The organism is Enterobacter sp. Ap-867, assembly GCF_011752855.1.
Classification (GTDB): Bacteria; Pseudomonadota; Gammaproteobacteria; order Enterobacterales; family Enterobacteriaceae; genus Cedecea.
Genome location: NZ_VWWS01000004.1, coordinates 39,712 through 53,644, shown reverse-complemented (window position 1 = coordinate 53,644; position 13,933 = coordinate 39,712). Strand labels below are relative to the sequence as shown.

Genomic DNA, 13,933 nt, shown 5'->3' with positions numbered 1-13,933 from the left:
GATTAAGGCACGTCGTAGCCGAGCGCGGCCTTACGAATGCGGAACCACTGCTGGCGAGTCATCTCCAGAGACAGAGAGTGAATGGCAGAGCGCACACGTTCGATTTTGCCAGACCCGATGATCGGCAGCGGGGAAGATGGCAGGCGCATCACCCAGGCATAAACCACCTGTTCGATGGTGTCGGCCCCAAGTTCTTCCGCCACTTTCTGCAGTTCGGCGCGCAGCGGCTGGAATTCATCGTCGTTAAACAGACGGCCGCCCCCAAGGCAGGACCACGCCATCGGACGAATGCGCAGCTGCTGGAGCTGGTCGAGCGTGCCGTCCAGCAGCAACGGCTGGTGCACCGGTGAAAGCTCAACCTGGTTTGTTGCCAGGGTGAACGGCAGGCGAGACTGCAGCAGGGAGAACTGCGCCGGGGTAAAGTTAGACACGCCGAAATGGCGCACCTTGCCGCTGTGATGCAGCGCGGTGAAGGCTTCCGCCACTTCGTCGGCGTCCATCAGCGGGTCCGGGCGGTGGATCAGCAGCAAATCCAGATAGTCGGTGGCCAGTTTTTTCAGCGAGCTTTCTGCACTGCTGATGATGTAATCGCGATCGGTAATGTAGTGACCAAGAGCATTTTCTGGCTTCGCGGTGGTGGCGATACCGCACTTGGTGACAATCTCCATTTTACCGCGCAGATGTGGCACCAGACGCATCGCTTCGCCAAAGGCCGCTTCACAAGCGTACCCGCCGTAAATATCGGCGTGATCCGCCGTGGTGATCCCCATCTCAACGTGCTCTTCAATAAAGCTCGCCAGCTCGCGCGGGGACATGTTCCATTCCATCAAACGCCAGTAGCCCATCACCAGGCGTGAAAACTCCGGGCCCTGCGGGGCAATCGTAATACGCTGTACCATAAAAAAATCACCTCAAAAAAGGAAAAAATCTTCCCCGAGTATAACGGCGGTGAATGATTAAAACAGTGAGGGCTGCTCAGGTTCTTCAGGAGAATTTGGCTTGTTTGCTCGTAACTTGCGCAATAAGCGCTGGCGGCAGAGGCGCAGCACGTCCTGCTTTTGGGCGTCGCTCATTTGCTGCCACTGGAAACGCTCGTCCCGGCTGCGCATACAGCCACGGCAAAAGCCGCGTTCATCCGACTGGCAGATCCCGCGGCAGGGGCTTTGAATGGGGAAGAACTCTAGCTGCTCAGACACTAACCCGCCTCATTAACGACTTTGCATCAATTGAAGCCTGAGTCTGCCCCGGATGCAAGCGGGGCGGCTAAAAAATCGCCTCTCGACTGAAAGCGGCTGAAAATTAAGGTTCAACTAATCTTCTCTCTCCAGGATAGCGCATATTCAGTTTTGTATTCACGGCTTATATGAACCTTTTAAGAAAGTTACAGTGTAACGATGCGCAGTTTAACCTCTGCTGCGCATTTTTCTTTACGCTGATCAATTCTCTTTTTATCCACCGCAGCTGGCAGCTAATTGCCCCGGACTCGCTCCATAGCTGGCTGTTTGCCGCTTCGGTGCCGGTGGTACTGTTCTGCGGCTGGCTAATGATTTTCAGCGTGGTGAACCTGCCCTGGCTGCGCAAACCCGTGCTGGTGCTGCTGGTCATAGGCTGCGCTGCCAGCAACTATTTTATGTTCACCTACGGCGCCGTCATTGATAAAAACATGATGGCCAACGTGTTTGAAACAGATTCTCAGGAAGCCACCGCGCTGGTTACGCCGCAGCTGGTCAGCTGGCTGGCCTTGCTGGGTATTATCCCCGCCCTGTTGCTTTCCCTGGTGAAGGTTCAGCCGGCGCGCTGGTGGCATACCGTGCTGACTCGCCTGGTCGGCATTCTCGCCGGACTGCTGGTGATAATCCTCATCGCCGCCGTGTTTTACAAAGACTACGCTTCGCTGTTCCGGAACAATAAAAGCGTGGTGAAAATGGTCACGCCCGCAAACTACATCAGTGCCATTAGCCGCTACAGCAAAGAACGCTGGTTTGCCGGAGATCAGACGCTGATTAAAATTGGCGAAGACGCGCAAAGAGGCCCGCTGATTAAACAGCAGCCGAAGAAAACGCTGGTGGTGTTGGTCGTCGGTGAAGCCTCAAGAGCCGAGAACTATTCGCTGGGCGGCTATGAGCGGGAGACCAATCCTCAGCTCAAAAAACAGGGCGTGATTTACTTCCAGAATGCCTCGTCCTGCGGGACGGAAACCGCGGTTTCTGTGCCCTGTATGTTCTCAGTGATGCCACGTAAAACCTACGATGCGGATCTCGCCCGGCACCAGGAAGGCCTGCTGGACGTATTAGCCCACGGCGGCGTGAACGTGCTGTGGCGGGATAACGACGGCGGCTGCAAAGGCGCCTGCGACCGTGTTCCGCATACGGATATGACCCAGTGGAAGCTGGACGTTTACTGCAAAGACGGCGCCTGCTTTGACGATGTGCTGCTCCACCGCCAGGACAATGTTCTCGACGGCCTGCAGCGGGATACCGTCCTGGTGCTGCATCTGATGGGCAGCCACGGGCCGGCTTATTACCAGCGCTATCCGGCCAGCTTTCGCCACTTCATCCCCACCTGCGACAGTAATCAAATTCAGGACTGTGACCGCCAGGCGCTGATTAACACCTACGACAATACTATCCTGCACACCGACGACGTGCTGAGCCGCACTATCGACAAGCTGAAACAGCATCAGGATAAATTGAATACGGCGCTGGTTTACCTGGCCGATCACGGGGAATCTCTCGGGGAAAGCGGTATTTACCTGCACGGTACGCCGTATATGCTCGCGCCTTCGCAGCAGACACATATCCCGCTGCTGTTCTGGCTGTCACAGGATTACCAGCGAAGCTTTGCGCTGGACAGCGAGTGCCTGGCCAATAAGGCCGCCAGCGACGCCGTGTCCCAGGACAATTTGTTCTCAACCCTGCTCGGCATGATGAATATTCATACCTCGGTTTATCAAAAAGATACGGATATTCTTGCCGACTGCCGCAGGCGCTAATGGGATGGCGATCACAAAAAAGTGGCCGCTCCCTCTTGCATTAGACTGACTGGTCTACTACATTTGAGCGCATGAATCGACATCCTGAACACGACACTCGCGAACATCTCCTCGCCATTGGCGAGCGGCTGTGCCTTGCCCGGGGCTTTACCGGCATGGGGTTAAGCGAATTGTTGCGCACCGCAGAAGTGCCCAAAGGCTCTTTCTACCACTACTTCCGCTCAAAAGAAGCGTTTGGCGTGGCAATGCTGGAGCGCTATTACCAGGCTTCTAATCTGCGCGTGGCGGAACACTTTTCGCACGGTGAAGGCAATTATCGCCAGCGCCTGCTGAAGTGGTACCAGGATATGCTGAGCTACTTCTGCCAGAGCGGAAACCTGAGTAACTGTCTGATAGTGAAACTTTCAGCAGAAGTCTGTGATCTTTCGGAAGATATGCGCGGCGCGCTGAATAACGGCGGCTCACAGCTAATCTCTCTGCTTGCTGATGCTCTGGAGAAAGGCCGCAGCGAAAAAAGCCTGCGCTTTGAAGGCGAAGCGCTCGAGCAGGCCATGGTGCTGTACTCGCTGTGGGTAGGCGCCAGCCTGCAGGCAAAAATTTCCCGCAGCGCGCTGCCGCTGGAAAGCGCGCTGGCACACGTAAGAATCCTATTGGCAGAACCTGTTGCCTGACAGGTTTTTTATTTACTGAATTACTAGACGACCGGTCTACTTGAGGAAACACCATGTCAGCAGATAAACTGTTTACGCCGCTCAAAGTTGGCGCTATTACCGTACCAAACCGTATCTTTATGGCTCCGCTGACGCGCCTGCGCAGTATTGAGCCAGGCGATATCCCAACCCCGCTGATGGGCGAATATTACCGCCAGCGCGCCAGCGCCGGGCTTATCATCAGCGAAGCAACCCAGATGTCCGCCCAGGCTAAAGGCTACGCCGGCGCTCCGGGCCTGCACAGCGAAGAGCAAATCGCCGCGTGGAAAAAAATCACCGCTGGCGTGCACGCTGAAAAAGGCCACATGGCGGTGCAGCTGTGGCACACCGGCCGTATTTCCCACTTTACCCTCCAGCCAGGCCAGCAGGCTCCGGTCGCGCCTTCAGCGCTGAGTGCCGGGACCCGTACTTCCCTGCGTGACGAAAACGGCAACGCCGTTCGCGAAGATACTTCCATGCCTCGCGCGCTGGAACTGAACGAAATTCCGGGCATCGTGGATGACTTCCGCAAGGCAATTGGCAATGCACGTGACGCCGGTTTTGACCTGGTTGAGCTGCACTCTGCTCACGGCTATCTGCTGCACCAGTTCCTGTCTCCTTCTTCTAACCACCGTACCGACGAATATGGCGGCAGCCGCGAGAACCGCGCTCGCCTGGTGCTGGAAGTGGTTGATGCCGGGATCAAAGAATGGGGTGCCGACCGCATCGGGATCCGCGTATCACCGATTGGATCCTTCCAGAACGTGGACAACGGCCCGGACGAAGAGGCTGACGCGCTGTACCTGATTGAAGAGCTGGGCAAACGCGGCATTGCTTATCTGCATATGTCCGAGCCGGACTGGGCCGGTGGCGAACCGTACACCGAGGCATTCCGTGCCAAAGTCCGTGAGCGTTTTAGCGGTGTGATCGTTGGCGCTGGCGCCTATACCCCGGAGAAAGCGGAAGATCTGATCGGCAAAGGCCTGATCGACGCCGTCGCGTTTGGCCGTTCGTTCATTGCCAACCCGGACCTGGTCGCTCGTCTGCACAAAAATGCCGAGCTGAACCCACAGCGCCCTGAGTCCTTCTATGGCGGCGGCGCGGAAGGCTACACCGACTACCCAACGCTGTAAGTCCGCAGTACCTTTCATTGATAGCGGCGCGCAAACGCCGCTATACTCAACGACTCCAGAAATAACTGTCTCATTCGACGAGGATTTTATGCGTCTACTTCATACCATGCTGCGCGTTGGCGACCTGCAACGCTCCATCGAGTTTTATACCAAAGTGCTGGGCATGAAACTGCTGCGTACCAGCGAAAACACCGAGTACAAATACTCTCTCGCGTTTGTCGGCTATGGCGATGAAAGCGACACGGCGGTTATCGAACTGACCTATAACTGGGGCGTGGACAGCTATGAGCTGGGCACCGCTTACGGCCACATCGCGCTGAGCGTGGATAACGCCGCAGACGCCTGTGAACGCATTCGCAATAACGGCGGCAACGTGACCCGTGAAGCCGGCCCGGTAAAAGGCGGCACCACCGTTATCGCTTTTGTTGAAGATCCGGACGGTTACAAAATCGAGCTGATCGAAGAGAAGCACGCGGGCAAAGGCCTGGGTAACTGATTTTCAGGCGATTAGCGTCAAACAAGGGGCGTGTTGTGCGCCCTGATTGTTGCTAACTAAAGAGGGAAAAAGCGTGGTTTTTCCCTCTTTGTGGTTAACAGATGAAAATCAATGAATTGATTTTTCTGGTTTATTTCATAATGACTTCGGGCCGCCTCTCCTATTATTGGGGAGTTATCCACACCCTGAAGGCGCACGTTGTGCGGCCTTTACTGCAACACTCCCCGAAATTTGCCATAATGCGCGCTGCATTTTCCCCGTATTAAGAGAAGCTGATGTCAGACAACACGCAATTGCATGGCCTGTGCGACCGTTTTCGTGGTTTTTATCCGGTAGTGATCGACGTTGAAACCGCAGGTTTTAACGCTAAAACCGATGCGTTACTGGAAATCGCCGCCGTTACCCTGAAGATGGATGAAGACGGCTGGTTATCCCCCGACGAAACGCTGCACTTCCATGTCGATCCGTTTGAGGGCGCGAACCTGCAGCCTGAAGCCCTGGCGTTCAACGGTATTGACCCGCATAACCCCCTGCGTGGTGCCGTCAGCGAATACGATGCCCTGCACGCGATTTTCAAAACCGTGCGAAAAGGCATTAAAGACAGCGGCTGCAGCCGGGCGATTATGGTGGCGCACAACGCCACGTTCGACCACAGCTTTATGATGGCGGCGGCAGAGCGAGCCTCTTTGAAACGCAACCCGTTCCACCCGTTTGTGACGTTTGATACCGCGGCCCTGAGCGGCCTCGTACTGGGGCAAACCGTGCTGGCCAAAGCCTGCATCGCCGCAGGCCAGAAGTTTGACAGCTCGCAGGCACACTCCGCCCTGTACGACACCGAGCAAACCGCCCTGCTGTTCTGCGAAATAGTCAACCGTTGGAAGCGCCTCGGCGGCTGGCCGCTGCCGCTGGCCGACGAACCGGAATCTGAAGCATAAAAAAAGCGACCTGAGGGTCGCTTTTTTACTGGCTGGCGAAATTATTCTGCGCCTGGCTCTTCAGATTTATGCTTCTCTGCGGTCTCTTTAATCAGCGCCTGCAGTTCGCCGCGCTGGTACATCTCGATGATGATGTCGCAGCCGCCGACCAGCTCACCGTCCACCCACAGCTGCGGGAACGTTGGCCAGTTAGCGTATTTTGGCAGCTCAGCACGAATGTCCGGGTTCTGCAGAATATCCACATAGGCGAAACGCTCACCGCAGGCGGACAGCGCCTGAACGGCCTGAGCGGAGAAGCCGCAGCTCGGCAGCTTCGGGGAACCTTTCATATAGAGAAGAATCGGGTTCTCAGCGATCTGGCGTTGAATTTTTTCAATAGTGCTCATTGTCATGCTTCCTCAAACCTTGATACGGCAATAGCCTGCCATTGTAGCCAGTTGCGCCCCGGGCAGAAAACACCATTTTTATCAGGGTTTCTCTTTCCCCCGCCTGGCGCGCAAACATACCTTAAGAATAACACTTTTACGGCGCGCGAAAATGAGCAATTTGCTTCATTCAAGATCAATTAAACAGCGGATAACACCCTGGAATGGCTAATTTTTTAGCTATAGCTTCCACTTTTGACCGTTAAATAGTATTTGCCTATTAACATTATCGGCTTTTATGCATTAGAATCGTCGGGTTTCGCAAAAATCATACGCAGGCATGATGGTTAGCATCGTGTCTTCATTTATCAGGGGATTGACGAGTGGCGCGGATAAATAAAATCTCTATCACGCTATGTGCTCTGCTATTTGCTTTGCCCTATACACCTTTGGCGCAGGCGTCCGAGCACGCCCGCCATCCTGTTGCACAAAAAGGCCATCCGGCCAAGACAACAACCAGTAAAAGCAACAAGGGCAAAGAAAAAGCAAAACCGAAGGTCAGCACAGCCTCCACAAAGAAGTCCGGTAAAAAAACAACCTCACCGGCGAAAGCCAAAGTGGCAAAACACACCACCTCAGGCAAAAGCAGCACCCTCGCTAAAACTAGCAGCAAAAAAACCTCGCAGAAATTAGCCCTACAGCCAGCCTCAGCCACCGTTGCCTACACTGAAAAATGCACTCATCGTAAAGGGCATAAAAAGCAGTGCGTTAAGGTGAAGTCGGAAAAAAATCTGACCATCGCGCAGGCGCATAAAGTGCGCGTGCAGAAAGCGCAAAAAACGGCCATGAACAAGCTGATGGGGCAAATTGGAAAACCGTATCGCTGGGGAGGTACTTCCCCACGCACAGGTTTCGACTGCAGCGGGCTGATTTATTACGCTTATAAAGATCTGGTGAATATCCGTATTCCACGCACCGCCAATGAAATGTATCACCTGCGCGATGCCTCCTCCGTTGACCGCGGCGAACTGGAAAGCGGTGATCTGGTGTTCTTCCGTACCCAGGGCCGTGGCACCGCCGATCACGTTGGCGTCTACGTTGGCAACGGGAAGTTTATTCAGTCCCCGCGCAGCGGCCGCGATATTCAGATCACCTCCCTGAGCGAAGATTACTGGCAGCGCCATTACGTGGGCGCCCGCCGGGTCATGACGCCAAAAACTATTCGTTAATCTTATCGCGCCCTTTCGGGCTAATCAGACTGATTAAAATAAAACAGCCCGGCACGGGCTGTTTTATTTTGTTGTTTCATTGCGCTTTTTTGCACTCTCGTAATTTGCTAACCTTATAACCACACAAAATATAGTTATATTGTGAAGCAAAATAACAAGGAGTGAAGCCATGTCGTTCGAACTACCCGCCCTGCCCTATGCCAAAGATGCGCTGGCACCGCATATCTCAGCCGAAACACTCGAATACCATTACGGCAAACACCACCAGACCTACGTCACTAACCTGAATAATCTGATCAAAGGCAGCCCGTTTGAAGGTAAAACGCTGGAAGAGATCGTGACAGGATCTGACGGCGGGATCTTCAATAACGCGGCCCAGGTCTGGAACCATACGTTCTACTGGCACTGCCTGGCGCCGAATGCCGGCGGGGAGCCGACCGGTGACGTGCTGGCAGCCATCAACCACGCTTTTGGCAGCGTGGAAGCCTTTAAAAAGCAGTTCACCGAAGCGGCCATCAAAAACTTCGGCTCCGGCTGGACATGGCTGGTGAAAAATAGCGACGGCAGCCTGGCTATCGTCTCGACCTCTAACGCAGGCACCCCGTTAACAACCGGAGCAAAACCGCTGCTGACCGTGGACGTATGGGAACATGCTTACTACATCGATTACCGCAACGCGCGCCCGGTTTATCTCGACCACTTCTGGGCGCTGGTCAACTGGGAATTTGTTGCGCAAAACCTGGCGGGCTGATTTTTAGCGGTTAACCACGAAGGAGGGAAGCAACGCTTTTCTTCTATATACGAGAAGGGCCGCGAAAGCGGCCCTTTGTAAATCAGTGCAGGACGGCGGTTAGCGCCCCGGCAACAATCAGACTCAGTACGATAACCGTAGTCACCACGGAAAACTTCAGATCGGTACTCATCGTAAGCTCCTTTTATTTCCCTACAAAGTGTATGTGGGGTGATTTTCCCACAATTAGCGATAAAAATCCTGCTGGATTTGCACAGATATCGGTTTTCCCTCTTCCACTTTGCCCCGGGATAAGCCAAAATCCTTCGCTAATTTACCGCGTATCGCCCGGCAACGCCCTCCTCCCGCTGTATGTCGCATCCCCGACAGGCCTGCAACCAACGTGTTGCCCCAGGAGTTAGCGAAGGCAAACGTTTAACACATGAGTTATCAGGAGTTTACGATATGGTCTGGAGTGACATCTAATGGCAACGATTAAGGACGTAGCGAAGCGCGCAAACGTTTCCACTACCACTGTGTCACATGTCATTAACAAGACCCGTTTTGTGGCGGAAGAGACACGCAACGCCGTCTGGGCAGCCATCAAAGAGCTGCACTATTCGCCTAGCGCCGTGGCTCGCAGCCTGAAGGTCAACCACACCAAATCCATCGGCCTGCTTGCCACCTCAAGCGAAGCCCCTTATTTTGCGGAAATTATTGAATCCGTTGAGAACAGCTGTTTCGCCAAGGGCTACACCCTGATTCTGGGCAACGCGCACAACAACTTTGAAAAGCAGCGCGCTTACCTGTCCATGATGGCGCAAAAACGCGTGGATGGGCTGCTGGTCATGTGTTCCGAATACCCTGAGACGCTGCTTTCAACCCTGGAAGAGTACCGCCATATTCCGATGGTGGTGATGGACTGGGGCGAAGCTCGTGCGGACTTTACCGATTCCGTGGTCGATAATGCCTTCCACGGCGGCTACCTTGCGGGCCGCTACCTGATTGAACGTGGCCATCGCGATATCGGTGCTATTCCGGGTCAGCTGGAGCGAAATACCGGCGGCGGCCGCCATGCAGGGTTCCTGAAGGCGCTTGAAGAAGCCAATATCAAAGTGCCGGATAACTGGGTGGTTCAGGGTGATTTCGAACCAGAGTCTGGTTATCGCGCCATGCAGCAACTGCTTAACCAGCCGCATCGCCCTACCGCCGTTTTCTGCGGCGGCGATATTATGGCGATGGGTGCAATTTGCGCCGCAGACGAAATGGGGCTGCGCGTGCCGCAGGACATTTCTATCATCGGCTACGACAACGTGCGCAACGCCCGCTATTTCTCTCCAGCGCTGACCACAATCCACCAGCCGAAAGAGCGTTTGGGCGAAACAGCGTTTAACATGCTGCTCGACCGCATCATTAATAAGCGCGAACAGTCGCAGACGATTGAAGTCCATCCTCGTCTGATTGAACGCCGCTCGGTGGCCGACGGCCCGTTCCGCGATTACCGCCGCTAAGCCTCTTCGGGGGCCGGGAATGTGTTACCCGGCTCCTGCAGCCACTCCTGATTCATCGTCTCACTGTCACCCAAATAGTCCAGCAGCCAGCTCAAAGCGGGCGAAGCATCATCCTGCCGCCAGGTTAAGCAGCAGGCCGCGTCCGGGAATGGATTCTCCAGCATCAGCTCTTTCCAGTCGCCCCTGACGAGCCACGGCTGGGCAATGTGCGTCGGCACCATACCAATGCATAATCCCGCCGTCAGGCAATCCGCCCCCGACGCCCAGTCCGGCACCACCACGCGGCGTTGGTTGTCCAGCAGCCAGGTAATGCGCTTGGGTAACGAACGGGATGTATCTTCCAGCACAAGGGATGGCCAGGGACGAATGTCATCATCCAGAATGATACCTTCCCGTTGCGCAAGCGGATGGTCAGCGGAAACCACGCAGCGCCAGCTTAGCGCCCCCATGTCCCGAAAAGCGTAACGCCCCCCGACCGGGATAGCCTGCGTGGCGCCAATCGCCGCCTCAACTCGCCCGTCGGCAAGCGCATCCCACACGCCGTTGAACACTTCCTGGGAAACCCTTAACTCGATATCCGGGAAATGACGATAAAAATCCAGCACCAGCTGGCGAGTACGCTCAGGTTTAACGATATTGTCTACCGCAATGGACAGGTGCCCACGCCAGCCGTTGGCTATCTGCTGGCACTGCTGGCGCGTTGCCATCATTTTTTTGATAACAGACCGACCTTCTTTGAGAAAAAACGCCCCGGCGGCGGTCAGTTCAACGTCCCGATGACGCCGTTCAAACAGCGGCACGGCCAGCCACTCTTCAAGCTGACGCACCGTGTAGCTGATGGCAGAAGGCACGCGATGCAGCTCCTGGGCTGCACCGCTAAAGCTGCCGTTTCGCGCCACGGCATCAACCACTTCCAGCGAATATTCAGACCACATATTTCTGCCTGCAAAAAATTTGAATGCAATTTGCAAATATTAGCGTTTCACAAGCGGTTTTGCACTCCGTAGACTCCTGCCCCGTTAACCTGCTATCAAAATCAAGAGTGAAATATGCAACCATCAAAGGGATTTCTTATCTGGCTTGCGGGGCTGAGCGTGCTGGGTTTCCTGGCCACCGACATGTACCTGCCCGCCTTTGCCGCCATTCAACAAGATCTGGGGACCACCGCCTCCGCCGTGAGTGCCAGCCTGAGCCTGTTCCTCGCCGGCTTTGCTTTTGCCCAGCTAATCTGGGGCCCGCTTTCCGACCGCTTCGGGCGTAAACCTGTGCTGTTGATTGGCCTGGCCATGTTTGCCGCCGGCTGTATCGGAATGCTTTGGGTGCAGGATGCCACCACGCTGCTGGTACTGCGCTTTATTCAGGCCGTGGGCGTTTGCTCAGCCGCCGTTAGCTGGCAGGCCCTGGTGACTGATTATTATCCCGCCAACCGCGCTGGCCGCATTTTTGCCACCATCATGCCGCTGGTCGGGCTTTCTCCGGCGCTGGCCCCGCTGCTCGGCAGTTGGCTGCTGAACCATTTTGAATGGCAGGCTATTTTTGCCGTGCTGTTCGCCGTCGCTTTGCTGCTGATGATCCCCACGCTGCGCCTCAAGCCCCGGACTCAGCACCACGGGCAAACCGAAGACAATAAAGTCAGCTTCTTCTCTTTATTACGTTCCCGCGTTTACGGTGGCAACGTGCTGATTTACGCCGCCTGTTCCGCCAGCTTTTTCGCCTGGCTTACCGGCTCGCCATTTATTCTGAATGAGATGGGCTACAGCCCCGCGGCGATTGGCCTGAGCTACATGCCGCAGACTGTCGCTTTCCTGGTTGGTGGCTATGGCTGCCGCAGCGCGCTGCAAAAGTGGAGTGGCAAACAGCTACTTCCGTGGCTGCTGGCGCTGTATACCCTGAGCGTGGTCGCCACCTGGGGCGTGGCGGTGAGCGGCCATGCTGATCTGACGCTGCTGCTTATTCCGTTCTGCGTGATGGCCGCGGCGAACGGCGCCATCTACCCTATCGTGGTGTCCTCGGCCCTGCTGCCTTTCCCGCAGGCAACCGGGAAAGCCGCAGCCCTGCAAAACACCCTGCAGCTTGGGCTTTGCTTCCTGGCAAGCTTAATGGTTTCCTGGCTGATCACTACGCCGCTGCTGACCACCACCAGCGTGATGCTGGCGACAGTCCTGCTTGCTGGTCTGGGCTATGCCCTTCAACACGTAGCCCAACGCGAAGCACCCAACAAGGGCCACAGCGAGCTGTCCCGCGCACAGTAACCTGCATGATAATGTGAATGTTGTGTGATTAGCTTGCTAACAATATTCCATTGAACCCTCAATTAAACGGGCTTATAGTAATTGCGGTTCTACGATAAGCCTTATCAATTTTATTTTGCGGAAGCCGGAGCGCTTCCGTTTTTCCATGGATGGCCTTTCAGTAAGGGAGAATCCCCCCTTTCTCTGTTCTACGTCGGATATCAGGCACGCGGAATTTTCCGTGAGAGTTCTCACAAGCCGGGAATAGCGTCTACGCTGTTTTAAGGTTCTGATCACAACAAGGTGATGGAGAAGCTATGAGTTCATCGTGTATAGAAGAAGTGAGCGTACGAGATAACGAATGGTATCGTATCGCAAATGAAATGCTGAGCCGGGCAGGTATCACCCTCAACGGCCCAAACCCCTTTGATATTCAGGTCAAAAACCCGAACTTTTTTAAACGCGTTCTGCAGGAAGGTTCTCTCGGCCTTGGCGAAAGCTATATGGACGGCTGGTGGGAATGCGAACGGCTGGATATCTTTTTCACTAAAGTCCTGCGTGCCGGGCTGGAAAACCAACTCCCCCACCATTTCAAAGATACCCTGCGCATTGCGGCGGCAAGACTGGTTAACCTGCAGTCTAAAAAACGCGCATGGATAGTCGGGAAAGAGCATTACGATCTTGGCAACGATCTGTTCAGCCGGATGCTGGACAAGCACATGCAATACTCCTGCGGTTACTGGAAAGACGCGACAAATCTCAGCGACGCTCAGGATGCCAAGCTCAAAATGATCTGCGAAAAGCTGCAGCTGAAACCCGGTATGAAGCTGCTGGATATCGGCTGCGGCTGGGGCGGTCTGGCCGAGTTTGCAGCACGCAACTATGGCGTATCCGTCTTTGGTGTGACTATCTCAGCAGAACAGCAAAAAATGGCGCAGGCGCGTTGCAAAGGCCTGGATGTCACCATCCTTTTACAGGACTACCGCGACCTGAACGAACAATTTGACCGCATTGTTTCCGTCGGCATGTTTGAGCACGTCGGGCCTAAAAATTATGCCACCTACTTTGACGTTGCCGACCGCAACCTCAAGCCGGACGGCATTTTCCTGCTACACACAATAGGTTCTAAAAAGACCGACAATAATGTCGATCCGTGGATCAATAAGTACATTTTCCCTAATGGCTGCCTGCCGTCGGTGCGGCAGATTGCCGAGGCCAGCGAACCGCATTTTGTGATGGAAGACTGGCACAACTTCGGCGCCGACTATGACAAAACGCTGATGGCCTGGCACGAGCGTTTTCTGGCAACCTGGTCAGAAATCGAAGGCAACTATTCTGAGCGCTTTAAAAGGATGTTTAGCTACTACCTGAATGCCTGCGCCGGCGCTTTCCGGGCGCGCGACATTCAGCTCTGGCAGGTTGTTTTCAGCCGGGGCATTGAGCACGGCCTGCGCGTACCCCGTTAAAACAGACCCGGTGAATGCCGGGTTTTCTTCTTTGCAATTGTCTCTCTTTGCGCACCAATGTGATTAACCTCACAGGTTTAGCCCTGCCTGCGCTTAGCGGCTTGATCTGCTTAACAGATATCATTTCCTGGGATGGAAACCGGTTTCATCAATCAC

The 13,933-nt window shown here is 54.9% G+C and carries 15 protein-coding genes; 10 read left to right on the top strand and 5 right to left on the bottom strand.

The window, feature by feature from the left end; translation table 11 throughout:
- Positions 1 to 2 precede the first annotated feature (2 nt).
- Both F3J26_RS12355 and F3J26_RS12350 read right to left on the bottom strand, forming a co-directional pair.
- The gene (locus F3J26_RS12355) at positions 3 to 899 is read right to left on the bottom strand and encodes an aldo/keto reductase (RefSeq protein ID WP_008456461.1); all 897 of its coding nucleotides are present in this window, start codon (positions 897 to 899) and stop codon (positions 3 to 5) included.
- A 57-nt stretch (positions 900 to 956) separates the two neighbouring features.
- Entirely contained in the window at positions 957 to 1,196 is a 240-nt protein-coding gene (locus F3J26_RS12350; protein ID WP_008456463.1) for a DUF1289 domain-containing protein, read from the bottom strand.
- A 167-nt stretch (positions 1,197 to 1,363) separates the two neighbouring features.
- Between F3J26_RS12350 and eptA the strand changes: the two genes are divergently transcribed.
- From eptA to rnt, 5 genes are all read left to right on the top strand, one after another.
- Complete coding sequence (gene eptA / locus F3J26_RS12345; protein WP_166994123.1) at positions 1,364 to 2,992, top strand: phosphoethanolamine transferase EptA; 1,629 nt, start codon at positions 1,364 to 1,366, stop codon at positions 2,990 to 2,992.
- A gap of 71 nt (positions 2,993 to 3,063) precedes the next feature.
- Complete coding sequence (locus F3J26_RS12340; protein WP_008456467.1) at positions 3,064 to 3,663, top strand: TetR/AcrR family transcriptional regulator; 600 nt, start codon at positions 3,064 to 3,066, stop codon at positions 3,661 to 3,663.
- A gap of 53 nt (positions 3,664 to 3,716) precedes the next feature.
- Positions 3,717 to 4,814 (top strand): alkene reductase, encoded by a 1,098-nt coding sequence (locus F3J26_RS12335; protein ID WP_166874745.1) that lies wholly within the window; start codon positions 3,717 to 3,719, stop codon positions 4,812 to 4,814.
- An 88-nt stretch (positions 4,815 to 4,902) separates the two neighbouring features.
- Positions 4,903 to 5,310 (top strand): lactoylglutathione lyase, encoded by a 408-nt coding sequence (gene gloA / locus F3J26_RS12330; RefSeq protein ID WP_039292495.1) that lies wholly within the window; start codon positions 4,903 to 4,905, stop codon positions 5,308 to 5,310.
- 275 nt (positions 5,311 to 5,585) lie between these two features.
- On the top strand, positions 5,586 to 6,245 hold the full coding sequence (gene rnt, locus F3J26_RS12325) for a ribonuclease T (protein WP_008456473.1): 660 nt from the start codon (positions 5,586 to 5,588) through the stop codon (positions 6,243 to 6,245).
- A 41-nt stretch (positions 6,246 to 6,286) separates the two neighbouring features.
- Here rnt and F3J26_RS12320 read toward each other — a convergent pair whose 3' ends face one another.
- Positions 6,287 to 6,631, bottom strand: a complete 345-nt coding sequence (locus F3J26_RS12320; RefSeq protein ID WP_008456474.1) for a Grx4 family monothiol glutaredoxin — start codon at positions 6,629 to 6,631, stop codon at positions 6,287 to 6,289.
- 362 nt (positions 6,632 to 6,993) lie between these two features.
- Between F3J26_RS12320 and F3J26_RS12315 the strand changes: the two genes are divergently transcribed.
- Together F3J26_RS12315 and sodB are read left to right on the top strand one after the other, a co-directional pair.
- Positions 6,994 to 7,839 carry an NlpC/P60 family protein gene (locus tag F3J26_RS12315; RefSeq protein WP_166994121.1) on the top strand — a complete coding sequence of 282 codons (846 nt, stop codon included), beginning with the start codon at positions 6,994 to 6,996 and terminating at the stop codon, positions 7,837 to 7,839.
- Positions 7,840 to 8,008: 169 nt separating this feature from the next.
- Positions 8,009 to 8,590, top strand: coding sequence for a superoxide dismutase [Fe] (gene sodB / locus F3J26_RS12310; RefSeq protein WP_008456476.1), 582 nt, complete (start codon positions 8,009 to 8,011; stop codon positions 8,588 to 8,590).
- 82 nt (positions 8,591 to 8,672) lie between these two features.
- On the opposite strand, the gene cydH is transcribed toward sodB, so the two are convergent.
- Positions 8,673 to 8,762 carry a cytochrome bd-I oxidase subunit CydH gene (gene cydH / locus F3J26_RS12305; protein ID WP_008456477.1) on the bottom strand — a complete coding sequence of 30 codons (90 nt, stop codon included), beginning with the start codon at positions 8,760 to 8,762 and terminating at the stop codon, positions 8,673 to 8,675.
- Between the two features lie 292 nt (positions 8,763 to 9,054).
- Between cydH and purR the strand changes: the two genes are divergently transcribed.
- Positions 9,055 to 10,080 carry an HTH-type transcriptional repressor PurR gene (gene purR, locus F3J26_RS12300; protein WP_166994119.1) on the top strand — a complete coding sequence of 342 codons (1,026 nt, stop codon included), beginning with the start codon at positions 9,055 to 9,057 and terminating at the stop codon, positions 10,078 to 10,080.
- Here purR and punR read toward each other — a convergent pair.
- Positions 10,077 to 11,015 carry a DNA-binding transcriptional activator PunR gene (punR, locus tag F3J26_RS12295; RefSeq protein WP_166994117.1) on the bottom strand — a complete coding sequence of 313 codons (939 nt, stop codon included), beginning with the start codon at positions 11,013 to 11,015 and terminating at the stop codon, positions 10,077 to 10,079. The genes purR and punR overlap by 4 nt on opposite strands.
- 114 nt (positions 11,016 to 11,129) lie before the next feature.
- On the opposite strand from punR, the gene punC reads away from it, so the two are divergent.
- Together punC and cfa are read left to right on the top strand one after the other, a co-directional pair.
- Positions 11,130 to 12,332 carry a purine nucleoside transporter PunC gene (punC, locus tag F3J26_RS12290; RefSeq protein ID WP_166994115.1) on the top strand — a complete coding sequence of 401 codons (1,203 nt, stop codon included), beginning with the start codon at positions 11,130 to 11,132 and terminating at the stop codon, positions 12,330 to 12,332.
- A 296-nt stretch (positions 12,333 to 12,628) separates the two neighbouring features.
- On the top strand, positions 12,629 to 13,777 hold the full coding sequence (gene cfa / locus F3J26_RS12285; RefSeq protein ID WP_166994113.1) for a cyclopropane fatty acyl phospholipid synthase: 1,149 nt from the start codon (positions 12,629 to 12,631) through the stop codon (positions 13,775 to 13,777).
- Positions 13,778 to 13,933 lie beyond the last annotated feature (156 nt).